Below are 23,458 nucleotides of genomic sequence, written 5' to 3' on the forward strand. Positions count from 1 at the left end.
GCGCGACCAGCGGACGGTGGCATCAGGCGAAGGCCTCCACCGGCGGGCAGCTGCAGACGATGTTGCGGTCGCCGAAGGCCTGATCGATGCGTGCGACCGGCGGCCAGTACTTGGCCCGCTCGACACCCGGCACCGGGAATACCGCCTGCTCGCGCGAGTACGGCCGATCCCACTCGCCGTGGACGATCGAGCCCGCGGTGTGCGGTGCCCGGCGCAGCGCGCTCTCCTCGAGCGGCACCTCGCCGCGCCCGATGGCGTCGGCCTCGGCCTTGATCGCGATCATCGCATCGATGAAGCGGTCGATCTCGGCGATGTCCTCCGACTCCGTCGGCTCGACCATGAGCGTGCCCGCCACCGGGAAGGACATCGTCGGCGCGTGGAACCCGTAGTCCACCAGGCGCTTGGCGACGTCGTCGTTCGAGACGCCCGTCGCCTCCTTCAGCGGCCGCAGGTCGAGGATGCACTCGTGCGCGACGAGGTCGCGCTCGCCGCTGTACAGCACCGGGAAGTGCTCGCTCAGGCGCGCGGCGACGTAGTTCGCCGCCAGCACCGCGCTCGCGGTCGCCTTCGTCAGGCCGCCGTGCCCCATCATGCGCACGTAGGCCCACGAGATCGGCAGGATCGACGCCGAGCCCCAGGGCGCGGCCGAGAGCGGGTTGGCGCCGAGGGTGAGCCCGTCGACGACCTGCGGCTCGTCGCGCGGGTCGCGGGGCAGGAAGGGCGCGAGGTGCGCCTTCGCCGCGACCGGGCCGACGCCCGGTCCGCCGCCGCCGTGCGGGATGCAGAAGGTCTTGTGCAAGTTGAGGTGCGAGACGTCGCCACCCATGTCGCCGAAGGTCGCGTGCCCGAGCAGCGCGTTGAGGTTGGCGCCGTCGATGTAGACCTGGCCGCCAGCGTCGTGCACGAGCTCGCACACGCGCCGCACCTCTGCCTCGTAGACGCCGTGCGTCGAGGGGTAGGTGATCATGAGCCCGGCGAGGTCGTCGGCGTGCGCCGCGATCTTCGCCTCCAGGTCGGCGAGGTCGACATCGCCGCTCTCGCTCGTCGCGACCACCACGACGCGGCAGCCGGCGAGCACGGCGCTCGCCGCGTTCGTGCCGTGCGCCGACGCGGGGATCAGCACGACGTCGCGGTGCTCGTCGCCGCGCGACCGGTGGTAGCCGCGGATCGCCATGAGGCCGGCGAGCTCGCCCTGCGCACCGGCGTTGGGCTGCAGCGACACCGTGTCGTAGCCGGTGATCTTCGCCAGCCACTCGCTCAGCTGGTCGACGAGCTCGAGCGTGCCAGCGGCATCCTCGATCGGTGCGTAGGGATGCAGCTGCGAGAACTCGGGCCAGGTGATGGCCTCCATCTCTGCGGCCGCGTTGAGCTTCATGGTGCAGGAGCCGAGCGGGATCATGCCGCGGTCGAGCGCGTAGTCGCGATCGGAGAGCCGCTTCGCGTACCGCATCAGCTGCGTCTCGGAGCGGTGCGCGGCGAAGACCTCGTGCGTCATGAACTCGGTCGTGCGCTCGAGCGACGTGGGGATCGCGCGCTCCCCCTCGCCCGCCTCGGCGATGCCGAGCGCCTCGAGCAGGTCGGCGAGCGGCACGCCCGTGCCGACCTCCGCCCAGGTCTCGTCGAAGGCGACGTGGAGGGTGTCGCCGTCGACCGCGTGGACGAGGATGCCGGCGTCGGCGGCACGGGACCGGAGCTCAGCCGCCCGACCGGGAACGCGCATCCGCACCGTGTCGAAGAACGCGTCGTGCACGAGCTCGACACCGGCCGCGCGCGCGGCTGCGGCGAAGCGCGACGCGACGGCGTGCACGCTCTCGGCGATCGCCCGGATGCCGTCAGGCCCGTGGTAGACCCCGTAGAACGAGGCCATCACGGCCAGCAGCACCTGCGCGGTGCAGATGTTGCTCGTCGCCTTCTCGCGGCGGATGTGCTGCTCGCGCGTCTGCAGCGTCAGGCGGTAGGAGGGGTAGCCGTCGGCATCCTGCGAGACGCCGACGAGGCGGCCCGGCATCTGCCGGGTGAGGCGCTGCGCGACCGCCATGAAGCCGGCGTGCGGCCCGCCGAAGCCCATCGGCACGCCGAAGCGCTGCGACGAGCCGACGGCGATCTGCGCGCCCTGCGTGCCGGGCGCCTCGATGAGCGCGAGCGAGAGCAGGTCGGCGGCTGCGACCGGCACGCCACCCATCTCGGCCGAAGCGGTGAAGATGCCCCGCGCATCCCAGACGAGGCCGGATGCGCCGGGCAGCTGGGCGATGACGCCGAAGGAGTCGGGCAGGTCGGCCGGGGCCGTGTGCGCGAGCGGCAGCTCGACGAGCTCGATGCCCGTCGCGTGCGCGCGGTGGCGCAGCAGCGCCTTCGACTGGGGCAGCAGGTCGGCATCGACGACGAACACCGACGAGGCCGACTTCGAGGCGCGGCGCGCGAGCAGCATCGCCTCGACGACGGCCGTGCCCTCGTCGAGCATCGAGGCGTTCGCGATGTCGAGGCCGGCGAGGTCGGCGACCATGGTCTGGAAGTTGATGAGCGCCTCGAGCCGGCCCTGGCTGATCTCGGGCTGGTAGGGCGTGTAGGCGGTGTACCACGAGGGGTTCTCGAGGATGAGCCGCTTGATCGGGGCGGGCGTCACGGTGCCGTGGTAGCCGAGGCCGATGGCGCTGTGGCGCACCCGGTTGCGGCCGGCGAGGGCCCGCAGCTCGGCGAGCGCAGCGGTCTCGGAGGCGGCCTCGCCGATGTCGGCGCCGGCGCTGCGGATGCCGGACGGCACCGCGGCATCCATCAGCGCCTCGAGCGAGTCGAAGCCGATCGCTTCGAGCATGACCTGCTGCGCCGCCGCATCGGTGCCGATGTGGCGGTCGACGAACGGACGCATCAGGCGGTGAGCTCGCGGTAGGCGGCCTCGTCGAGCAGCTCGGGCTCGTCGGTGAAGCGCAGCTTCACGAGCCAGCCCTCGCCCTCGGCGCCCGAGTTGACGAGCGTGGGGTCGCCCGCGACCTCGTCGTTGACCTCGACGACCTCGCCGGCGGCGGGCGCGATGAGCTCGCCGACCGACTTGGTCGACTCGATCTCGCCGATCGCCTCACCGGCGGCGAAGCTGCGGCCGACGCCCGGCAGGTCGACGAACACGACGTCGCCGAGCTGTGCCTGCGCGAAGTCGGTGATGCCGACGGTGGCGACGTCGCCCTCGGCGCGGACCCACTCGTGGTCCTTGGTGTACTTCGTCTCGCTCATGCTGAGGCCTCTCGCTTGTAGAACGGCAGCTGGGTGGTGACGGCCGGCAGCCGGGTGCCGCGGACGTCGACGGACAGGGAGTCGGAGGTCGCCGAGCCGGGCTCGACGAGGGCCATCGCGATGGGGTGGCCCAGGGTCGGCGACAGCGCGCCGCTCGTCACGGCGCCCACGACGAGGTCGCCGTCGAGCACCGGGTAGCCCGCGCGAGGCGCGCGGCGGCCCTCGGCGGTCAGGCCGACGAGCACCGGGGCCTCGGCAGCCGGGCCGGCCTCGATGGCGGCACGGCCCACGAAGTCGCCCTTGGTCTTCAGCGCGACGACGCGACCGAGCCCCACCTGCGTCGGCAGCACGTCGAGCGAGAGCTCGTTGCCGTAGAGCGGCATGCCGGCCTCCAGGCGCAGCGTGTCACGGGCGGCGAGGCCGCAGAGCGTCAGGCCGTGTTCCTCGCCGGCGAGCAGGATGGCGCGCCAGAGGTCCTCAGCCGCGTGGGCGGCGATGTAGAGCTCGAAGCCGTCCTCGCCGGTGTAGCCGGTGCGGGCGATCAGCACGTCCTCGCCCTCGAAGACGCCCGGCAGGCTGCGGTAATAGCGCAGCCCCTCGAGCGGCTCGGACTCGAGCCCGAGGCGCTCGACGATGGCGAGCGATGCGGGGCCCTGTACCGCGATGAGCGCGGTCTGCTCGGTCTCGTCGATGATCTCGGCGTCGAAGCCCGCCGCGCGCGAGCGGAGCGCGTCGAGCACCGCGTGGCGATTGGAGGCGTTGGCGACGACCAGGAACTCGGTGTCACCCGTGCGGTACACGATCAGGTCGTCGATGATGCCGCCGTGCTCGGCCAGCAGCAGCGAGTACTTCGCCTGCCACGGCTCGAGGGCGGAGAGCCGGCCGGCGAGCGCGTGGTCGAGCAGCGCGGCTGCGTCGGGGCCGCTCACGCGCAGCTCTGCCATGTGGCTGAGGTCGAACAGTCCCGCCCGCTCGCGCACGGCCTCGTGCTCGGCGAGGTCGGAGCCGTAGCGGACCGGCATCTGCCAGCCCGCGAAGTCGATCAGCTGCGCGCCCGCCGCCTCGTGGATCGCGAGCAGCGGCGTGCGCGGCGGGGCAGCGGGGCCGCCTGCTGCGCCTGTGGGATCGGTGCCGGTCATGAGTCCTCCATCGCTCTGGACTCCCCCACAGTCGCCGATCGTCGCCGATCTGCTCCAGTGCGGCCTTCCCGAGCGGTTCTAGAACCTGAGAGTTTGGCGGGGAGGCTTGCTCCTTCGGTGCTCCCGAAGGAGCTCTCCCGCACGGGCGTGCAGCGGCCGGCTGTATGTGCTGAGCCGATCCTACCCGTTCTCGTCGCGCCCGGCGGGATCATCGTCACCGTTCGGGGAGCGGTCGTCGACGACCACGATGTCGGAGCGGAACTGGCCGGTGCGGTAGGCCGCCTTGCCCATCATCTGGGTCGCGACGGGCGCCGTGACGAGCTGCATGCCTCCCGCCAGGATCAGCAGGGTGGTCGCCCCGGGATCGCGCAGCACGAGCGCCAGCCCGGCGCACAGCAGCAGGAAGCCGAGCGACTGCGGCTTGGAGGCCGCGTGCATGCGGTTCAGCACGTCGGGCAGCCGCACGAGCCCCACGGCCGCCGTCAGCGTGAAGAAGGCGCCGATCAGGATCAGCACCGCGCCCGCGACGTCCAGTGCACCTTCGATCGTCACGGGGTCTCCTTCCCCTCGCGCCCGACGTCCGGCACTTGGCCGGCGTCCTCCTGCGAGCGGTCCCCGAGCGGTCCGGCTGCCTCGCCCTCGGCGGGCGCGTCACCCTCGGTCGCGTCAGGGGCGGGACCCTTCGCATCGGGGCCGGTGCCCACGACGCTCTCGCGGCCCGCGACGAAGCGCGCCATCGAGACCGTGCCTGCGAAGGCGAGCAGCGACAGCACGAGGATGACCGGCAGGGTGTAGCGCTGGTGGTTGATCGCCGCCTCGACGGCGAGCGAGCCGGCGACGGTCGTGATGAGCACGTCGGTCGCGACCACGCGGTCGGCGGGGCCGGGCCCGCGCACGATGCGGACGAGCGTCAGCGCCGCGGCGACCACCAGCATGACGCCGGCGATGATCAGGATGACATCCATCAGCGCTCCTCCAGCAGCGCCCGGTCGGCCGCGGTGCCGAAGGCGCGCAGCGCAGTCGCCTCTGCCTCTAGCACCTTGGCACGGGCCTTCTCGACTCGCTCGGGCGTCGAGGCGTCGAAGACGTGCACGAGCAGCCAGCGGTCGCCCGCGTCCATCGCGACCGACCCTGGCACGAGCGTCGTCAGCTCGGCGGTGATGGCGGTGATGAAGATCGAGTCGCTGCGCAGCCGGACGCGGATGATGGCGTTCTGCGTCGGGCGCCAGAACGCGAGCACCTTGAGCGCGACCTCGAAGCTCGCGACCACCAGTCCCCACAGCGTGACCGCGACGAGCCGCAGGAAGCCGAGGGGCCGGAAGAACTCGAGCTCCGGCACGTCGGGCAGCGGGAAGAGGGCCTGGATCAGCAGCGCGATGATGACGCCCCAGAGCGCGGCGCCGAGCGTGAGCTCGCCCCACAGCATCATCCAGACGACCGCCAGCCCGACGGTGGTGACGATCGAGAACCGGTAGCGGAGCTTGGGTCGCTTCACGGGATCGCCTCCTCGACGGCGGCCTGGTACGCCCCGCCGTGGATGTCGACCGCCGCACGATAGGCGTAGTCCGTCAGCGGCCCCGCGATCGCGGTCAGCGCGACCGTGATGGCGACGAGGGTCGATGCGGCGACGACCCAGATGCGCGGCAGCACGCGGAGCGAGTGCACGCGGTCGTCGTCCTCGCCGCGATCCTGCCAGAAGGCGCGCTGCCACACGCGGATGACCGCGATGAGCGTCAGGATGCTCGTCACGACCCCGGCGATCACCGCGACGAGCGCGAGCGGGTTGTCGAGCATGAGGGCCGCGTCCATCAGCGCGACCTTGCCGAGGAAGCCCGACAGCGGCGGGATGCCGCCGAGGTTCAGCGCCGGCACGAGGTAGAGCACCGCCAGCAGCGGCACCGAGGCGAGCCCGCCGAGGCGCGCGAGGCTCGTGGAGCCGCCGACGCGCTCGATGAGTCCGACGACGATGAACAGCGTCGTCTGCACCAGGATGTGGTGGACGATGTAGAAGATCGCGGCGCCGAGCCCCAGCTCCGTGCCGAGCGCGATGCCGAGCAGCATGTAGCCGATGTGGCTGACGAGCGTGAACGAGAGCAGACGCTTGATCTCGCCCTGCGCGAGCGCGCCGAGGATGCCGAACAGCATCGTCAGGATCGCGACGACCAGCAGCAGGTCGGTGAGCGGGCTCTCCGGGAACAGCAGGGTCTGCAGCCGCACGATCGCGAAGACGCCGACCTTGGTCAGCAGGCCGGCGAAGACCGCGGTCACGCTCGCGGGGGCCGTCGGGTAGGAGTCGGGCAGCCAGGCCTGCAGCGGGAAGATGGCGGCCTTGATGCCGAAGACGACCAGCAGCAGCAGCTGGATGGTGAGCTGCATCCCCGGGTCGAGCGCGGCGAGCCGCTCCGGCAGCTGCGCGAAGCTGACGGTGCCCGTCGCGCCGTAGACGAGGGAGATCGCCAGCAGGAACAGCAGCGAGGAGACGACGCTGACCACCACGTAGGTGGAGCCCGCGCGCACGCGCTCTCGCGTCGCGCCCAGCATGATCAGCACGTACGAGGAGAACAGCAGGATCTCGAAGCCGACGAAGAGGTTGAAGAGGTCGCCAGCGAGGAAGGCGTTCGACACTCCCGCGGTCAGCACCAGGAACGTCGGGTGGAAGACCGAGACGGGGGCGCCGTCGGCGCTGTCGGCGATGTCGCGGCGCGAGGGGAAGATCACGACGATCGCGACCACGATGCTCGAGACGAGCAGCATCAGCGACGAGAGCCGATCTGCGACGAGCACGATGCCCAGGCCATCCGGCCAGGCCCCGACCCACAGCACGGTCGGGCCCTGCGCATCCGCCGCCAGGCACAGGACGAGCGAGACCACCGCGACCACCGCGAGCGTGCTCGCGGAGACGACGCGCTGCATGGCCGGGTGCCGGGCGAGGATGAGCGTGATGCCGGCAGCGAGCAGCGGCAGCAGCACGGGGATGGGGACGAGGTTGGCGAGGTCCATCAGCGCACCCGCCCGCCGTCGAAGCGGCCGCCGGACTCGGAGTCGGAGTCGTCGTTCGGGTCGGTGGAGGTGTCGACGTAGGCCTCGCTCGAGAGGTCGGCCTCCGCGCGACGGCGCACGATGGCGTCCTCGACGTCATCGGCGACCTCGTCGTGGCCCTCGAGCTGGAACGAGCGGTAGGACATGGCGAGGAGGAGCGCGGCGGTCGCGAGCGAGATGACGATCGCGGTGAGCACCATGGCCTGCGGCAGCGGGTCGGCGATCAGCTCGGGATCCTCGCCTACGATCGGCGCGAGGCCCGCGGGGCCGGAGGCGACGAGGAACAGCAGGTTCACGCCGTTGCCGGCGAGCATGACGCCGGCGAGGATGCGCATGAGGCTGCGCTCGAGGAGCAGGTAGATGCCGGCGGCGATGAGCACGCCGCCCGCGATCGCGAGGATGAGCGTGGGGGTCATCGGCGGGCCCCTTCTGCCGGCAGCGAGCGGTCGGAGCGCCAATGCGGACGCGGGGCGAGGTTCTGCTCGCCGTGCAGGTCGACACCGGCGCCTAGCGAGCGCACGAAGTCGAGCATCGCGCCGATGATGATCAGCCACACGCCGACGTCGAAGAACACGGTCGTGACGAGCTTCTGCTCGCCCAGCAGCGGCAGCACCGCCTCGATGGCGTAGGACTCACCGATGCGGCCGCCGATGAAGACGGGCCACACCACGCTCAGCACGACGACCGCCATGCCGCCGCCGAGCAGCTTGCCGGCGTCGAAGGGCACCGCCTCGAGCAGCTCGTCGCGGCCGCCCGCCAGGTAGCGCACCGCGAGCGCGACGCCCGCGACGAGGCCACCGGCGAAGCCGCCGCCTGGCTCGTTGTGCCCCACCGCGAGCAGGTAGATCGAGACCAGCATCATGATCGGGAACAGCAGGCGCGTCATCATCTCGAGCACGGGCGACGAGCGCTGCTCGTCGGCGAACGCGCCGCGCAGCCAGGTGCGACGGCCGGTCGCGCTCTGGCGCTGGCGCAGCACGCCGGTGCCCGCGACCGGGCGGCGGACGAAGATGAGGCTCGCGACGCCGGTGGCTGCGGCGAGCACGACCGCCACCTCGCCCAGGGTGTCCCAGGCGCGGATGTCGACGAGCGTGACGTTGACGATGTTCTCGCCGTGGCCGAACTCGTACGCCCACTGGTAGAAGCCGAGGGAGATCGGCTCGGCGGTGCGCGACTGGAGCGCCGCGAGGGAGGCGAGCGCCGCGAAGGTGCCGACCGCGATGCCCAGCGAGGCGCGCAGGTAGCGCGCGGCTCGCAGCGGCCGGTTCGTGAAGTACTTCGGCAGGCGACGCAGCACGAGCACCAGGATCACGAGGAAGACGGTCTCGGTGAGCGCCTGCGTGAGGGCCAGGTCGGGCGCGCCGTGCAGCAGGAACAGCAGCGCGACGCCGTAGCCGGCGACGGACAGCAGCATGAACGCCTTGAGGCGACCTCGCGTGGTGGTCGTGTAGACCGCGGCGATGCTCACGATCACGGCCGTCGCGATCTGGCCGGCGGAGTCGTAGAGGCGCAGGTCGCTCGTGAGCGCCCCGGAGAGCAGCAGCGCGATGCCGGGGAACGCGACGACGACCAGCAGGATCGTCGTGAGGTGCATGGGCAGCGAACCGGTCTGGAGGCGACCGGTCACCTCGACGGCCACGCGGTCGAGGCCGCGCATGCCCGCGTGGTACGCCCGCTCCAGCGGATCCTGGCCGTGCGGCGCGCGCCGGCGCCCGCCGAAGCGGCGGTGCACGAGCCAGCCGACGAGCCACGCGACCGCGGAGGAGACGAGCGCGGGTGTGATGCCGTGCCAGAGCGCCAGGTGCGGCGGGGCGTCGCCCGCGGGCACCGCAGTGGCCTGCGGAGCGAGGAGCGAGGTGATCAGCTCGCCGCTGAAGCCGCCGATCAGCCCGATGGCGGCCAGCGCGATCGGCGCGACGATGAGCAGGTTCGAGCGGCGCTTGGGCTCGGTGCGCATCGGCCCGAAGAACGTGCCGACCAGCAGCCGCAGCGAGTAGGCGACCGTCAGCGCCGCGCCGACCGCGATGCCGATGAAGGCGATCCAGCCGATCGCCGTCACCTCGCCGTCGACCGGGCCGAGCGCGGCGTCGAGCGCGGCCTCCTTGCCCAGGAAGCCGAGCGCCGGCGGGATGCCGGCCATCGACGCGGCCGAGAGGATCGCGGCCGTCGCGACCCACGGCATCCGTCGTGCCAGCCCGCCGAGCTCGCGCAGGTCGCGCGTGCCGGTCGACTTGTCGACGATGCCGACCACCATGAACAGCGCCGCCTTGAAGACCGCGTGCGCGGCGAGCAGCGTCAGGCCCGACTGCATCGCTGCCTGGGTGCCGATGCCGAGCACCGTCACGAGCAGGCCGAGCTGGCTGACCGTGCCGTGGGCGAGGAGCACCTTGATGTCGAGCTGGCGCATGGCGCGCAGCGCACCGACCAGCATGGTGATGATGCCGAGCGTGACGAGGCTCCAGCGCCACCAGGGCAGCTCGACGAACGCGGGGCTGAGCGCTGCGATCAGGAAGATGCCCGCCTTGACCATGGCCGCCGCGTGGAGGAAGGCGGAGACGGGCGTCGGCGCTGCCATCGCGCCCGGCAGCCAGTACTGGAAGGGCACGATGGCCGACTTCGAGAGCGCCCCGACCACCATAAGCGCCGCGGCCCACGCTGCGGTCACCGTCTGCGGCGGCTCGGCGAGCATGGCCGCGAGCGAGAAGGAGCCGGTCTCCGCCTCGAGCAGCATGATGCCGACGAGCATCGTCAGACCGCCGATGGTGGTGACGATGAGGGCGGTCTGCGCGGCCCTGCGGTTGCTCGCCGAGCGGTGGTTGAGGCCGACGAGCAGATAGCTGAAGACGGTCGTGAGCTCCCACCCGACCATCAGCGCGATGAGGTCGTCGGAGAGCACGAGCAGCAGCATCGACGCCGCGAAGCCCGTGAGGAGGCCGACGGTGCGGTTGGCGAGCTTCTTCGACTCGAAGTACCAGGCGCAGTAGATGAAGATGAGGCCGCCGACCCCGAGGACGACCATGGCGAGCAACCACTGCAGCGATCCCAGGCGCAGGTCGATCGCGATGCCGAGCACGGGCATCCACTCGACGCGCTCCTGCAGGATGCCGCCATCGGCCACGAAGGGTGCCTGCATGCCGAACCAGACGGCGGCCGCGATGCTCGCCGCCGCGGGCAGCAGGAACACGAAGCGCCCCATGCGGCTGCTGAGCGCGCTCGCGACGACGCCGAGAACGGCGAGTGTCGTCACAGTGAGCAGCACGTGGTGCAGTCCCTCTCGAGGCGCGGGCAGGGGCTGGCCCTATCCTATCCGCGCCGGGTGGTGCGGAACGACGTGGGCGGCGCCCTCTACCGTGGTGGCATGCGGCTCCTGCACACCTCCGACTGGCACGTCGGGCGCACGTTCCACGGGGCTGACACGCTCGGAGCGCTCGTCGGCGTGCTCGACGCGGTAGCGCTCGCCGTTCGCCAGCAGCGCATCGATGTCGTGCTCGTCGCGGGCGACGTGTACGACTCGGCGATGCCGTCGGGGCGCCACGTCGAGGCCCTCACGCGGGCGCTCGCCGAGATCCGCGCCGCCGGCGCCGAGATCGTGCTCTCGAGCGGCAACCACGACTCGGCGGCGCGGTTGGGCGCCAACGCCGGCTTCGCCAAGGCCGGCGGGCTGCACCTGAGCACGCAGGCGCTCGACCCCGACTCGTGGCGCATCCAGCTCTCGGACGAGCACGGGCCCGTGCACGTCTACGCCCTGCCCTACCTCGAGCCGGTGCTGCTGCGCGCCGCCCTGCCCGACGCCGGCATCACCGGCCAGACCGGGGCCGTGCGGTGGGCGATGGACGCGGTGCGCGCCTCGCGCGCGCAGCACCCGGGGCGCGCGGTCGTGCTCGCGCACTGCTTCGCTGCGGCGATGGGCGACGATGCCGCGGATGCGCCGACCGCGGCCGCGCAGGCCTCGGCGCGCGAGCTCGACGACGCCCCCCGCGACATCACAGCGGGCGGGCTCGACGTGGTGCCGGTGTCGGCCTTCGCGGGCGTCGACTACGTCGCGCTCGGGCACATCCACTCGCGTCAAGTGCTCGCGCCCGCCGTGCGCTACTCGGGCGCGCCGCTGCACTACTCGTTCCGCGAGCGCTCCCCCGAGCGCGGCGGCTGGCTCGTCGAGCTCGACGCGGAGGGGCTCGGCTCGGTCTCGTGGGTCGGGCTGCCGGTGCCGCGGGCGCTCACCACGATCGAGGGCGAGCTCGCCGAGCTGCTCGTCGACCCGCGCCACGACGGCACGGAGGGCGACTGGTTGCGGGTGCGCCTCACCGACCGGCTGCGGCCGATCGACGCCATGCGGCAGCTGCAGCGGCGCTGGCCGCACTGCGCGGAGGTCGACTGGATCGGTGGAGAGACGGCGCCGCAGGTGGCGCTGCGCGAGCGACTCGCGCGGCGCAGCGAGGCCGAGATCGTCGACGGATTCCTCGCCCACGTGCGCAAGGGGGCCGGCGCGAGCGAGCGCGAGGCTGCGCTGGTGCGCGACGCTCTGGGCCGGGTCGCCGCCGAGGAGGCGTCCCGATGAGGCTGCTCCGGCTCGCGGGGGCGGCCTTCGGCCCGTTCCGGCAGGAGTTCGCCATCGACTTCGCCGCCTTCGAGGCAGACGGGGTCTACCTGATCGCCGGGCCCACCGGAGCCGGCAAGTCGACGATCCTCGACGCGGTGACGTTCGCGCTGTACGGATCCGCGCCGCGATACGCCGGCAGGCAGCAGCACCTGCGCAGCGACCTCGCGGGCCCGGAGCAGGCGACGTGGGTCGAGCTCGAGCTCGCCGTCGGCGAGCGCGTGCTGCGCGTGCGGCGGTCGCCGGAGTACGAGCGGCCCAAGCAGCGCGGCACCGGCACGACGAAGGAGCGAGCCTCCGCCCAGCTGCTCGAGCTGATCGACGGCGAGTGGCGCGCGGTGTCGACGAACGTCGGCGACGTCGGCGTCGAGGTCGGCCGCACCCTCGGGCTGACGAAGGATGAGTTCCTGCAGGTGATCCTGCTGGCCCAGAGCGGCTTCGCGAAGTTCCTCGCGGCTTCGAGCGACGAGCGCAAGCTGCTGCTGCAGCGGCTCTTCGGCACCGGCAGCATGCGCCGGCTGCGCGAGCTGCTGCTGGAGGACGCGAGGTCTGTCGAGACCGAGCGCAGCGACCTCGAGCGCGTTCGCGACGAGCGCGGCGGGCGTGTGCGCGCGGTGCTCGATGACCTGCGACAGGGTGCGCCTGCAGGCGACGATGCTCCCGCCGCCGACGCTCCCGCCGACGCCGCGGTGATCGACGAGGCCCTGCTGGAGTCCGCCGCGGCGGCGCTGGACTCGCGCGTCGCGGCCGCCGAGGGCACTGCGGAGCGCGCGGCCCGGGGCGAGCGCGAGGCGCGGCTCGAGCGCGACGCCGCGCGGGCCCTGGCTGAGCGCTTCGCCCGCCGCGCGGCGGCCGAGGGGTCGCTCGGTCGCCTCGACGAGGTCGCGGATGCGATCGACGCCGAGCGCGCGATCCTCGCCGACGCCGACCGTGCCGCAGAGGCCGCCAGCGCCCTCGACCGCTGGGATCGCGCCGACCGCGCTGCCGAGCGCACTGCGACGGCCGCGACCGCCGCGACGGACGCACTGCTGCGGGCAGGACTACTCGAGGAGGCTGCGCTGCCCGATGCCGCGTCTGCAGGAGCGCAGAGCGCACCGACGCCCGAGCGCGACGCGGTCGAGCAGGCGCATGCCTCCGCCGCCGACGATGTCGCGCTGGCGGGCACCGCCGTGCGGCTCGAGGCCGAGCTGCCCGCGCTCGAGCGCGAGGCCACGGCGACCGCAGCAGCAGCGGCGGCCGCCGATGCCGCGGTCGACGGGGCGAGGCGCGAGCGCACCGAGGCTCCCTCCCACAGAGAGGCGATCGCGCAGGCGCGGGAGCGCGCCGCGACCATCGCCGCAGGGCTCGGCGCGGCAGAGCGCGCGGTCGACGCCGGGCGCGAGCGGCTCGAGGCGCGCGTCGAGGCCGACCGGCTGCTGAGACCGCTGGAGCGTGCCCGCGAGTCGGCGGCGACGACAGCTGCCGCTCAGGCGGCGGCCGCTGGCGAGGCCCAGCGCCTGCAGGCCGCCCGGCTCGCGGGCATCGCCGGCGAGATCGCGTCGAGTCTCGCGGACGGCGAAGCGTGCCCGGTGTGCGGCGCGATCGAGCATCCCGCCCCGCACGCCCCTGGCGCAGACGCCGTCACGGCCGACGACGTCGGCGAGGCGCTCGATGCCGCCGAGCAGGCAGCTGCTGCTTCGCGCGCCGCCAACGACACCCTGGGCGAGCTCGAGCGGCGGCTCGCCGCGGTCGAGGCGCGCGCCGGCGACGACGACCGGTCAGCGCTCGAAGCGGCGCTCGCCGAGGCCGAGTCCGAGTGCGCCGCGTGCACCGAGGCCGAGCGCGAGCGGGCGAGGCAGGTCGCCTTGCTGGCCGCGCACGACGAGGAAGCGCGCGGGCGGGACGAGCGCATCGCCGAGCTCGAGCAGCACGCCGCCCGCGCGCGCTCGGCCGAGGCCGCTGCTGCCGCCCGCCTCGTCGACGCCCGGCAGCGCCTCGTCGAGGCACGGGGCGAGCATGCTAGCGCGAGCGCGCTCCTGGCCGAGCGCACGGCGCGAGCGCGGACGCTCCGCGACTGGCTCGATGCGGATGCTGAGCACCGTCGAACCCTGGCCGAGCGGTCGGAGGCCGCAGCTGCGGGTGCCGCGGCGCTCGCCGAGCACGGCCTGCCCGCGCGCGAGACGACCGCGGCCATGCGCCTCGCGCCGGGCGACCGCACGACGCTGCGCCAGCGCATCCGCGCCCACGACGACGCCGTCGCGAGCGCGCGCGGCGTGCTCGCGCAGCCCGACCTCGCCGACCTCGAAGGCGAGGCGCCGGCGCTGGCGCCGCTCGACGCTGCCCTCGAGGCGACGGAGGCCGCCGCGCGCGACGCCGGGAAGGCGGCGGCCGCCGCCTCGACGAGCCGCGACCACACCCTCGCCGACATCGCCGCCGCGAGGCAGGCCATCCGCGCACTCGCCGACGGTGCGGCGGAGGCCACGACGGTGCGAGCGCTCTCTCGTGCGCTGCAGGGCGACAACGAGCTGCGGCAGGACATCGAGACCTACGTGCTCGCGACGCGGCTCGGCGCGATCATCGATGCCGCGAACCTTCGGCTCACCACCATGACGGGCGGCAGGTTCTCGCTGCTGCACGACGAGTCGACCGCATATCGGCGCAAGGCCTCCGGACTCGGCATCGAGGTGCTCGACGCGCACACCGGCGTGCCGCGCACGGCGGCCTCGCTCTCGAGCGGCGAGACCTTCCTCGCCTCGCTCGCGCTGGCGCTCGGACTCGCCGACGTCGTGCAGGCGGAATCCGGCGGGGTCTCGCTCGAGACGCTCTTCGTCGACGAGGGCTTCGGCTCCCTCGACCAGGACACCCTCGAGGCGGCCTTGGCGACGCTCGACGAGCTGCGGGCCGGTGGGCGCAGCGTCGGCGTCATCAGCCACGTGCAGCAGATGCAGGAGCGCATCCCAGCCCGCATCCGCGTCGTGCTGGAGCCTGGCGGCGGCAGCCGCATCGACGTCTCCCCCGCCGGAGCGCCCGCGACCGGCTGAGCGCGCCGGCAGATCCAGGGGCCGCAGGGGACGCACTGCGCGCGCTGGGTAGGCTCCCCCGCATGCGCGACTTCGATCAGCGACCGCAGCACGGCCGACGGCTCGACATCTCGTCGATCGCGGCGTTCGACCACTTCTCCCGCGACGCCGCGAGCATGCACGGCTGGCGCATCCAGGACGTCGACCTGCGCCAGCACGGCGACGTGCTCGAGCGCCTGCACGGCGACGGCGCCCTCATCATGGGCTCCGATCTGCCGCAGCAGGCCAAGGAGCGGCTGATCAGCGAAGGCGCGCTCGTCTTCGACGACGTGCCCGACACGCCGTTCAACGCCTACCGCTCCTCGCTCTACACGCCTGACGAGCTCGTGCAGGGCATCGAGCACGGGTACGCCGAGAGCTTCGACGCGCGGGTCTACGCCTGGTCGCGCACGCGCCACCACGACGTCGCCGACACGTTGGCGGCAGCGCTGCACGACCACTCGATCGACGACGCCCTCGCTGAGTGGGTGCAGGGCAAGCAGATCGTCGGCATCATGGGCGGCCACGCGCTGTCGCGCGACTCCGACGAGTACCGCCAGACCGCGCACCTCGCGCACGGGCTGGCGCGCGCCGGCCGCATCGTCGCCACCGGCGGCGGCCCGGGGGCGATGGAGGCCGGCAACCTCGGCGCGCGGGCCGTCGCGCTCTCACCGGACCAGCTCGACGCCGCCATCGACGAGCTCGCGGCCGTCGCCTCCTTCCACGGTGCCATCCCGGAGTGGATCGCCTCGGCGCGCAGCATCGCGAAGCGCGTCGGCGACGGCGTCTCGCTCGGCATCCCCACCTGGCACTACGGGCACGAGCCGCCCAACTCCTTCGCGACCTCCATCGCGAAGTACTTCCAGAACTCCATGCGGGAGGACATCCTGCTGCGGGTCGCGAACGCCGGCATCGTCGTGCTGCCCGGCGGCGGTGGCACGACCCAGGAGATCTTCCAGGACGCGTGCGAGAACTCCTATGCCGAGGAGGGCGCGTGGGCGCCGCTCGTGCTCGTCGGCGAGCGGTTCTGGACCGAGACGCTGCCCGCGTGGCCCCTGCTTCAGGCGGTCATGCGCGGCAAGCCGGGCGAGGCCGGCATCGCGCTCGTCGACACGGCGGCGGATGCGGTGGCCAGGATCGCGGCGTTCGAGCCGTCACCGGGCGGCTCGGCGCTGCACGCGGCGGCGCCAGAGGATCGCCGCTGATCCCAGGCGGCCCTCAAGCCTCGATCTCGCCGGCGATGCGGCGCTCGAGGTCGTGCGTGGTGGCGTCGGGCAGGGCGATGAGCCCGTCGAGCTCGCGGCGCGCCTGCCGATAGGCGCTCTGCCGCTCCGCCGGGGTCGACGCCTCGTTCTCGGCGAGCGCCATCAGGCGCTGCGCGGACTGCAGGCGGCCGCGCTCGGCGTCGTCGAAGTCGCTCTGCGCGCGCCGCTTCGCCTCGCGCACCGCTGCTTCGAAGGCCACCTCGTAGTCGCGCACGGCGTCGCGGTAGCGCTCGAGCGCGCCCTCGACGCGCAGCGCGCCCGGCTCATCCGGTCGCAGCCCGTCGGCGACCCGCTTCGCGCGATGGAAGGTCTGCGTCAGCGGCTCGCGCATGTCGGTCACGAGCGGGTAGTCGATGAGCTTCGCGACATCCAGCTCGAAGTCGAGCCAGCGTCGGTCGACCTCGTCATGATCGGCGAGGATCCGCTCGATCTGCCGATCGCGGTTCGCAGCGGCCTCCGCCCTCGCGCTGTCCGCGGCGGACGCCGAGGCGCCCTCGACGGGAGCCATCGGCGCCCGGCGCACGCGCTCGAGCTCGATCCTGTCGCGGCGCCGACGCTCGTTGTACTTCGCGACGCCGCCGACCCATCCGCCCACCGCCGGCCCGATGATGAAGATGAGCCACCAGTAGCTGCCGGCGAAGCGCAGGATCTCTTCCACGCCCGCAATCTATCGGGCGTCGGGGGCGGAGCCGTCAGGCGCGGGGTGCCCCCTCGGCCTCGCGCACGACGGGCTCCTCCGCGGCGTGACCGGCGAGTGCCTGCTCGGGCTCCTCGGCGACGACGTCCGCGGGCTTGCGCATCCAGAACGTCGCGGCGACACCCACGAGCCACAGTGCCGCGGCGCCCATGAACGCCAGGCGCGCGCCCTCGAGCAGCGCGTCGCCGCGCGAGACGCCCTCGGCGACCAGCTGCCCCTGCCGCGTCGCCATGACCGTGACGAACAGCGCAGTGCCCGCGGCGCCAGCGACCTGCTGCACGGTGCCGACGATGGCGGAGCCGTGGCCGTAGAGCCGCTTCGGCAGCGACGCGAGCGACACCGTGAACAGCGGCGGGAAGGTGAAGGCGAAGCCCAGCATCAGCACCATCTGCATGATGAGGACCATCCACCAGGGCGTCGTCGGGCTGAGGGTCGTGTAGAGCACGAGCGCCGCGAGCACGACCAGGCCGCCGGGGATGACGAGGGGCCGCGGGCCGAAGCGGTCGTAGAGGTTGCCGACCACAGGACCGAGGAGGCCCGTGAGCAGCGCGCCGGGCATCGTGATGAGACCGACCTGGAGCGGCTCGAGGCCCATGGAGTCCTGCAGGATGAGCGGCAGCATGATGAGCGTGCCGAACATCGCCGCCATCGCGAGCCCCATGATGATGACCGTCGTGGTGAACAGCGGGTGGCGGAAGGTGCGCAGGTCGAGCAGCGCGTCGTCGCGGCGCTGCAGGCGCAGCTGACGCAGCACGAACGCGACGAGGCTCAGCACACCGACGCCGAGCGCCAGCGGCAGCTGCCAGGCGGGCAGGCCCTCGGCGCCGAGCAGCGAGAGGCCGTAGACGAGGCCGCCGAAGCCGAAGGCGGCGAGCGGGATCGACAGCCCGTCGAGCTTGGGGCGGTCGTCGAGCGCGGTGCTGCTGAGGTTGCGGGCGCCGATCAGGAGCATCAGCAGCGCGAGCGGTGCGACGCCGAGGAAGATCCAGCGCCACGAGCCGAACTGCAGGATCACGCCGGAGACGGTCGGGCCGAGTGCCGGTGCGACCGACATGACCATCGAGATCGTGCCCATGAAGGCGCCCCGGCGGGCGGGCGGGACGAGCTGCATGACCGTGGTCATGAGCAGCGGGAACACGATCGCCGTGCCGGAGGCCTGCACGATGCGGCCCAGCAGCAGCAGCGGGAAGGACGGGGCGAACCCGGCGACGATGCTGCCGAGGACGAACGTGCCCATGGCCGCGATGTAGAGCGTGCGCTTGCTGAAGCGCGCCATCAGCCAGCCGGTCGTCGGGATGACGACGGCCATCGTGAGGAGGAACGCGGTCGTGAGCCACTGCGCCGCGCGCTCGTCGATGCCGAGCATCGGGTCAGTGATGAGGGTGGAGATGGCGACGTTCATCGCCGTCTCGTTCAGGATCACGACGAAGGCCGACACCAGCAGGGTGGCGATGATGAGCGCGCCGCCGGCGGGCAGGCGCTGGGGCTCGGATGCGGTGTGCGGCACGGGCCGCTCGTTCTGGGTGTCGATCTGCATGGTGCTCCGGGAAGGCGACGACGAACCCAGCGGGAGTGCTCCCGCTGGGTTCGCGTCGGTGCGTGAGAGAAGGCGGCGCAGGTCAGGCCTGCGGGACCTCCATGAAGAAGAAGTCGATGATGTGGCCGTCGGGATCGGTGAGCTGACCGCCGTACATGCCCCACTCATCCGCCTTGACAGGCTTGGAAAGGGTACCGCCTGCGGTCGTGCCCGCTGAAGCGAACGCATCGACCTCCTCCTGGCTTCCCAAGAGCATGGCGAGCAGGTTCTCGACGGCGCCCTGCGGCGCGCGCCGCTGATCGCCGACCAGGAACTCGTCGAACTTGTCGTGCTCGAGCAGCATGATGGACGCCTGCTCGCTCACCACCATGCAGCTCGTGTCCTCGTCGCTGAACATCTCGTTCTTCGAGAAGCCGAGCGCGGTGTAGAAGTCGGTGGCACGCGCGATGTCGGCCACTGCGTAGTTGGGGAAGATCATCTGGACAGCCATGGCCGCTCCTCCGTGCGAACGAGTGTGAACGGCGTTCACATTAGGTGTCGCAGGCATGTAGCGTCAAGAGCGATGGCACGATCGGGCTACTTCCACGGCGACCTGCGCAGAGCGCTGCTCGACGCCGGCCTCGAAGCTGCCCGCGCGGGCGGGCCCGACGCGGTGAGCGTGCGAGAGCTGGCCCGCGCAGCGGGCGTCGCACCCTCGGCGGTCTACCGGCACTTCGACAGCCACGAGTCGCTCGTCTCGGCGCTCGCGCTGCGCGCGCTGGCGCAGGTCGCGGATGCGATGGAGCACGAGATCGAGCAGGTCCCGATCGCAGGCGGTGATGGCGCCGACCGCGCGTGGGCCGACGGCGCGATCGCAGCGGTCGGCCTCGGCTACATCGGTTGGGCGTGGCGCGAGCCGGGGCTCTTCCGCCTCGCGTTCCGCGTGCACCGAGACCTCGACGCCGTGCACCTCGACGAGGCGCGGGGCGCCTGCGGCCGCACGCCCTACGAGCAGCTCGAGCGAGCACTCGACGCGCTCGCCGCCGCTGGCGAGCTCTCCCCCGCCGCTCGCCCCGGCGCCGAGGCGCTGGCCTGGTCGGCCGTGCACGGCTTCGCATCCCTCACGGTGGAGGGCCCGCTCCGCTCGCTCGATGCCGACACCCGGCGGATGCTCTCGTGGCGCGTCGTCGAGATGGTGCGCCTGGGGCTCTCGGCGACACCGCCGTCGCCGTGAGCGCGCCGGGGTTCCGCGAGGCGCTGCTCGCGTTCGGCCCGCACGACGGCGCGCACCGCGTCGCGCTGCGCGTGATGCTCTCGACCGTCGCGCCGCTGCTGGTGCTGCTGGCGATCGGCCGCATCGAGCTGGCGGCGTTCGCGGCGTTCGGATCCTTCGCCGCCCTGTACGGGCGCAACCGCGTGCACCTGCCCCGGCTCGTCATGCAGCTGACGGCTGCAGCGGTGATGGTCGCCGCCGTCGCGCTCGGCGCGCTCGTGGCGACCCTGCCGGAGCCCGCGTGGGCGATGGTGCTCGGCGGCGCGGCCTTCGCGGGGCTCGTCTCCGTCATCTCCGATGCCGAGGACTGGCATCCGCCCGGGGTGCTCTTCGCGCTGTTCGCCTTCAGCGGCTCTGCCTCGATCCCGAGCGTCGGGCTCTCCGATGTCGGGATCGCCGCGCTCGTGGCGGCGTGCGCCGCCGCGTTCGCGGTGCTCGTGGGCACCGCGGGCACCGCGCTGCGCGTCGCGCGCGGGCTGCCGCAGGCGGAGGCGCTGCCGGTCGACCGCGACTACCGCCTGCGCGACCGCCACCGGGTGCAGCTGCGCCGCGTCGGCCGCTACGCAGCCAGCGTCGTGCTCGCCGGCGGCCTCGCCATCGTGCTCGGCATCGGCCACCCCTACTGGGCGATGGTCTCCGCGGTGGTCCCCCATGCGGCCGGTGCCGTGACCGCGGGGATCGCCCGCGGCATCCACCGCATCCTGGGCACCGCGGTGGGCGTCCTGCTCGCGGCCGGAGTGCTCGCGCTGGACCCGGGCGACCTGCTCATCGTCGCGCTGATGGGCGCGGCGGTCTTCGGCGCCGAGCTGCTCATCGGCCGCAACTACGGCATCGCGATGGTCTTCGTCACACCGCTGGCCCTGCTCGCAGTGCACCTGGCCTCGCCGACGCCGGTGGAGGTGCTGCTCGTCGACCGGCTCCTGGAGTCGATCATCGGCGCGCTCGTGGGCATCGCCGTCGGGCTCGCCACCGCGCGCTGGTGGACGCGGCGGCCGTGAACCACCCGCGCGCCGGACGGCGACGGGTCTGCGGCGGCTCGACGCCTGCGCGTGCTATCAAGAATGCATGCCCCTCATCTCGGCTCGCGACCGCGATCCGGACGACCCCTTCTTCACGCGCATCCTGACCCTGCCCAACATCGTCACCCTCGCACGGCTGCTGCTGCTCGTGCCGGTGTGCTGGCTGATCGTCGTCGGTGCACCGGGTTCATGGCTGCCCGTGATCCTGCTCGCGCTCTGGGCGGCGACGGACTGGATCGACGGCGTGCTCGCGCGCGCCCTGCACCAGGAGTCGCGCCTGGGCGAGGTGCTCGACCCGGTCGCCGACCGCATCGGCATCATCGGCGTGACCCTCGCGCTCGCGCTCGGCGGCGCGGTCGACTGGTGGATCCTCGCGGTGCTGTTCGCGGTCGACGTCGCCACGGTCGCGCTCGCCGGCCAGGCGGCCCGCGACGGCAGCATCCACGTGTCGTGGGCCGGCAAGGTGCGCACGGCGCTGCTGCTCACCGCCATCGTGGTGCTGCTGATCGGCCACACGGTGCTCCCCTGGGCGATGCCGGTCGGCATGACCCTGATGGTGCTCGGCGTCGGCCTGCACGTCGTGGCCGGCATCGATTACATCGTGCAGGCGCGACGCCCGCGACGGGTGCAGACTGGAGAGGTGCAGCAGACGGGTGGGATCGATGAGGGAGATCGATGAGCGACTGGCTTGACGACCGCGAGCGGATCGCCGCACGGGTCGAGGACGTGATGGCCGGGTGGCACGACACGGTCGAGCGCGTCGCCGGCGAGGACGGCGACGCCGACTCCATCGTCGGTCGCGACGGTTCCAAGGTGTCGGCGATCCTGCTGCTCGACGAGGAGAACGTCGAGGCGCTCGTCGAGGCCGAGGCCGATGGCACCCTCGCGCAGTGGCTGCGCGACGAGCTCGCTGAGGACGACGAGCGCGACGACGACGACGCCGATGAGGAGGGCGGCGAGCTCGACGCCGCCGCCGACGCCTGGCTCGGCGACGACGCCGATGCCCCCGCTGACGACCCCCTGGTCGTTCCCGCTCCGGCGCCCACCGCATCCGCCGTCGACGATGGCGACGACTTCGACCTCGACGACTGGGACGACCCGGAGGCCGACGCGCTCATCGACGAGCTGCCTCGCTGAGCCCCACGCGCTGACGGCCCGCGCGAGCCCGCGTCGGAATCGTTCCGCGACTCGCGCTGTTGCCTCGAGCATGCAGATCGACATCTGGTCAGACGTGGCGTGCCCGTGGTGCTTCATCGGCAAGCGGCGGTTCGAGCGGGCGCTGCGCGCCTGGGAGCACGGGGACGAGGTCGAGGTGACGTGGCACTCGTACCAGCTCGACCCGAGCCTGCCGGAGCACTACGACGGCACCGAGGCCGAGTACCTCGCTGAGCGCAAGGGCATGCCGGTCGCGCAGGTGCGCGAGATGTTCCAGCACGTGACGCAGCAGGCCGCCGGTGAGGGCCTCGCCTACGACTTCGACGCCCTCGTCGTCGCCAACAGCCTGCGCGCGCACCAGCTGCTGCACCTGGCGAAGGCGCACGCCCGGGCCGGGGTCGCGGATGCGGTGAAGGACGCGCTCCTGTCGGCCCACTTCGAGCGCGGGGTCGACATCGGCGACGTCGACGCGCTGGTCGCGATCGGCACGAGCGCGGGCCTCGACGAGCGGGAGATCCGCGAGGCGCTCGCCGACGAGCGGCACCTGCCGGCGGTGCGCGCCGACATCGCGCAGGCGCAGGAGCTGGGCGTCACGGGCGTGCCGTTCTTCGTCTTCGACATGCGGCTGGGGCTCTCCGGCGCCCAGCCCGCCGAGGTCTTCGCGCAGGCGCTCGAGCAGGCGCGCACGCTCGCGCTCGATGCGGGCACTGGCGAGGCCGCCGCGCCCGAGTCGGCTCAGGGGCGCCGCGCCACGTAGACCCACTCGCGGCCCGGCCGGTCCGGCGCGTCACGCACCTCGACGACGTCGAAGCCGCGCTCGAGGAGCGAGCGCTCGATCGACTTGCGCGGGCGGAAGCGGAGCGTGGACGTCGAGTCGATGCGGTGCCCGTCCCGGTGGAAGACCGTCGGCGAGACGAAGGTGACGATCGCACCGCCGTCGGCCGTCGCATCCGCCGCCGTCACCTCGACCCAGTCCTCCACCGGACCCTCGTGCGGCACGTCGACGAGCTGCCGCGTCGCCTCCGGTGTCCACTCGAGCCACGCCCGGCGCTCGGGCCTGCGCGCCTCGAGCACGAGCATGCCCCCTGGGCGCAGCCGCTCGTAGGCGGCCGCGAGCACCGCACCCCACGCGGCGTCGTCGACGAAGACCTGCGCGACGTTCGCCGTCATGGTCGCGACGTCGACGCGCATCGGCGGCAGCGCATCCGCCGTGCCGACGTGCCACTCGACGCGGTCAGCACCTGGCTTGCCTCGGGCGACGTCGACGGATGCGCGCGCGGGGTCGACGCCGACGACCGAGAGCCCGCGGTCGGCGAGCATGATCGCGAAGGTGCCCGTGCCGCAGCCGATGTCGAGCACCGATCGGGCGCCGAGCTCGTCTGCGACGAGCGCGACGTAGACCTCGAGGTCACTGCGGTCGGGATCGAGCGCGTCGTACACCGCGGCCAGGCGCGGGTCCTCGAAGATCGCGTCTGCCACGGCTGTCCTCTGCGCT

The 23,458-nt window shown here is 72.8% G+C and carries 21 protein-coding genes and 1 riboswitch; of the genes, 8 read left to right on the forward strand and 13 right to left on the reverse strand.

Annotated elements, in window-relative coordinates; translation table 11 throughout:
• Positions 1 to 22 precede the first annotated feature (22 nt).
• The 9 genes from gcvP to BQ6202_RS08300 form a co-directional block, all read right to left on the reverse strand.
• Complete coding sequence (gene gcvP, locus BQ6202_RS08260; protein ID WP_072314033.1) at positions 23 to 2,866, reverse strand: aminomethyl-transferring glycine dehydrogenase; 2,844 nt, start codon at positions 2,864 to 2,866, stop codon at positions 23 to 25.
• Positions 2,866 to 3,225, reverse strand: a complete 360-nt coding sequence (gcvH, locus tag BQ6202_RS08265) for a glycine cleavage system protein GcvH (protein ID WP_072314034.1) — start codon at positions 3,223 to 3,225, stop codon at positions 2,866 to 2,868. Before gcvH ends, gcvP begins: the two co-directional genes overlap by 1 nt.
• Positions 3,222 to 4,364: a glycine cleavage system aminomethyltransferase GcvT gene (gene gcvT, locus BQ6202_RS08270; protein ID WP_072314035.1), complete on the reverse strand. Its 1,143-nt coding sequence runs from the start codon at positions 4,362 to 4,364 to the stop codon at positions 3,222 to 3,224. The genes gcvH and gcvT overlap by 4 nt, the downstream gene beginning before the upstream one ends.
• A 63-nt stretch (positions 4,365 to 4,427) precedes the next feature.
• A riboswitch (glycine riboswitch) is annotated at positions 4,428 to 4,514 on the reverse strand.
• 30 nt (positions 4,515 to 4,544) lie between these two features.
• Complete coding sequence (gene mnhG, locus BQ6202_RS08275; RefSeq protein WP_072314036.1) at positions 4,545 to 4,916, reverse strand: monovalent cation/H(+) antiporter subunit G; 372 nt, start codon at positions 4,914 to 4,916, stop codon at positions 4,545 to 4,547.
• Complete coding sequence (locus BQ6202_RS08280; protein WP_072314037.1) at positions 4,913 to 5,329, reverse strand: MrpF/PhaF family protein; 417 nt, start codon at positions 5,327 to 5,329, stop codon at positions 4,913 to 4,915. Before BQ6202_RS08280 ends, mnhG begins: the two co-directional genes overlap by 4 nt.
• A complete protein-coding gene (locus BQ6202_RS08285; protein ID WP_072314038.1) occupies positions 5,329 to 5,859 on the reverse strand; it encodes a Na+/H+ antiporter subunit E in 531 nt (176 codons plus the stop codon). The genes BQ6202_RS08280 and BQ6202_RS08285 overlap by 1 nt, the downstream gene beginning before the upstream one ends.
• The gene (locus tag BQ6202_RS08290) at positions 5,856 to 7,364 is read right to left on the reverse strand and encodes a Na+/H+ antiporter subunit D (RefSeq protein WP_083587141.1); all 1,509 of its coding nucleotides are present in this window, start codon (positions 7,362 to 7,364) and stop codon (positions 5,856 to 5,858) included. Before BQ6202_RS08290 ends, BQ6202_RS08285 begins: the two co-directional genes overlap by 4 nt.
• The gene (locus tag BQ6202_RS08295) at positions 7,364 to 7,819 is read right to left on the reverse strand and encodes a Na(+)/H(+) antiporter subunit C (RefSeq protein ID WP_072314040.1); all 456 of its coding nucleotides are present in this window, start codon (positions 7,817 to 7,819) and stop codon (positions 7,364 to 7,366) included. The genes BQ6202_RS08290 and BQ6202_RS08295 overlap by 1 nt, the downstream gene beginning before the upstream one ends.
• On the reverse strand, positions 7,816 to 10,650 hold the full coding sequence (locus tag BQ6202_RS08300; protein WP_159433630.1) for a Na+/H+ antiporter subunit A: 2,835 nt from the start codon (positions 10,648 to 10,650) through the stop codon (positions 7,816 to 7,818). The genes BQ6202_RS08295 and BQ6202_RS08300 overlap by 4 nt, the downstream gene beginning before the upstream one ends.
• Before the next feature lie 111 nt (positions 10,651 to 10,761).
• On the opposite strand from BQ6202_RS08300, the gene BQ6202_RS08305 reads away from it, so the two are divergent.
• The 3 genes from BQ6202_RS08305 to BQ6202_RS08315 all read left to right on the forward strand — a co-directional run bounded on the left by BQ6202_RS08305 (position 10,762) and on the right by BQ6202_RS08315 (position 16,243).
• Positions 10,762 to 11,961 (forward strand): exonuclease SbcCD subunit D, encoded by a 1,200-nt coding sequence (locus BQ6202_RS08305; RefSeq protein ID WP_072315051.1) that lies wholly within the window; start codon positions 10,762 to 10,764, stop codon positions 11,959 to 11,961.
• Entirely contained in the window at positions 11,958 to 15,020 is a 3,063-nt protein-coding gene (locus BQ6202_RS08310) for an AAA family ATPase (protein WP_072314042.1), read from the forward strand. The genes BQ6202_RS08305 and BQ6202_RS08310 overlap by 4 nt, the downstream gene beginning before the upstream one ends.
• A gap of 62 nt (positions 15,021 to 15,082) precedes the next feature.
• Positions 15,083 to 16,243, forward strand: a complete 1,161-nt coding sequence (locus BQ6202_RS08315) for an LOG family protein (RefSeq protein WP_072314043.1) — start codon at positions 15,083 to 15,085, stop codon at positions 16,241 to 16,243.
• A gap of 13 nt (positions 16,244 to 16,256) precedes the next feature.
• Here BQ6202_RS08315 and BQ6202_RS08320 read toward each other — a convergent pair whose 3' ends face one another.
• From BQ6202_RS08320 to BQ6202_RS08330, 3 genes are all read right to left on the reverse strand, one after another.
• A complete protein-coding gene (locus BQ6202_RS08320; RefSeq protein ID WP_072314044.1) occupies positions 16,257 to 16,961 on the reverse strand; it encodes a hypothetical protein in 705 nt (234 codons plus the stop codon).
• Positions 16,962 to 16,995: 34 nt separating this feature from the next.
• Entirely contained in the window at positions 16,996 to 18,537 is a 1,542-nt protein-coding gene (locus tag BQ6202_RS08325; protein ID WP_072314045.1) for an MDR family MFS transporter, read from the reverse strand.
• Between the two features lie 82 nt (positions 18,538 to 18,619).
• Positions 18,620 to 19,027 (reverse strand): VOC family protein, encoded by a 408-nt coding sequence (locus BQ6202_RS08330; RefSeq protein WP_072314046.1) that lies wholly within the window; start codon positions 19,025 to 19,027, stop codon positions 18,620 to 18,622.
• Between the two features lie 72 nt (positions 19,028 to 19,099).
• Here BQ6202_RS08330 and BQ6202_RS08335 point away from each other — a divergent pair, with 72 nt between their 5' ends.
• The 5 genes from BQ6202_RS08335 to BQ6202_RS08355 all read left to right on the forward strand — a co-directional run bounded on the left by BQ6202_RS08335 (position 19,100) and on the right by BQ6202_RS08355 (position 22,720).
• Positions 19,100 to 19,750 carry a TetR/AcrR family transcriptional regulator gene (locus BQ6202_RS08335; RefSeq protein WP_072314047.1) on the forward strand — a complete coding sequence of 217 codons (651 nt, stop codon included), beginning with the start codon at positions 19,100 to 19,102 and terminating at the stop codon, positions 19,748 to 19,750.
• Positions 19,693 to 20,787, forward strand: coding sequence for an FUSC family protein (locus BQ6202_RS08340; protein ID WP_083587142.1), 1,095 nt, complete (start codon positions 19,693 to 19,695; stop codon positions 20,785 to 20,787). Before BQ6202_RS08335 ends, BQ6202_RS08340 begins: the two co-directional genes overlap by 58 nt.
• 67 nt (positions 20,788 to 20,854) lie before the next feature.
• Entirely contained in the window at positions 20,855 to 21,487 is a 633-nt protein-coding gene (locus BQ6202_RS08345; RefSeq protein WP_072314048.1) for a CDP-alcohol phosphatidyltransferase family protein, read from the forward strand.
• Complete coding sequence (locus tag BQ6202_RS08350) at positions 21,484 to 21,945, forward strand: hypothetical protein (protein ID WP_072314049.1); 462 nt, start codon at positions 21,484 to 21,486, stop codon at positions 21,943 to 21,945. The genes BQ6202_RS08345 and BQ6202_RS08350 overlap by 4 nt, the downstream gene beginning before the upstream one ends.
• A gap of 70 nt (positions 21,946 to 22,015) precedes the next feature.
• A complete protein-coding gene (locus BQ6202_RS08355; RefSeq protein ID WP_072314050.1) occupies positions 22,016 to 22,720 on the forward strand; it encodes a DsbA family oxidoreductase in 705 nt (234 codons plus the stop codon).
• Here BQ6202_RS08355 and BQ6202_RS08360 read toward each other — a convergent pair.
• Positions 22,699 to 23,442: a class I SAM-dependent methyltransferase gene (locus BQ6202_RS08360; protein WP_072314051.1), complete on the reverse strand. Its 744-nt coding sequence runs from the start codon at positions 23,440 to 23,442 to the stop codon at positions 22,699 to 22,701. The genes BQ6202_RS08355 and BQ6202_RS08360 overlap by 22 nt on opposite strands.
• Positions 23,443 to 23,458 lie beyond the last annotated feature (16 nt).

The organism is Agrococcus sp. Marseille-P2731, assembly GCF_900117395.1.
In the GTDB taxonomy this organism is placed as follows: domain Bacteria; phylum Actinomycetota; class Actinomycetes; order Actinomycetales; family Microbacteriaceae; genus Agrococcus.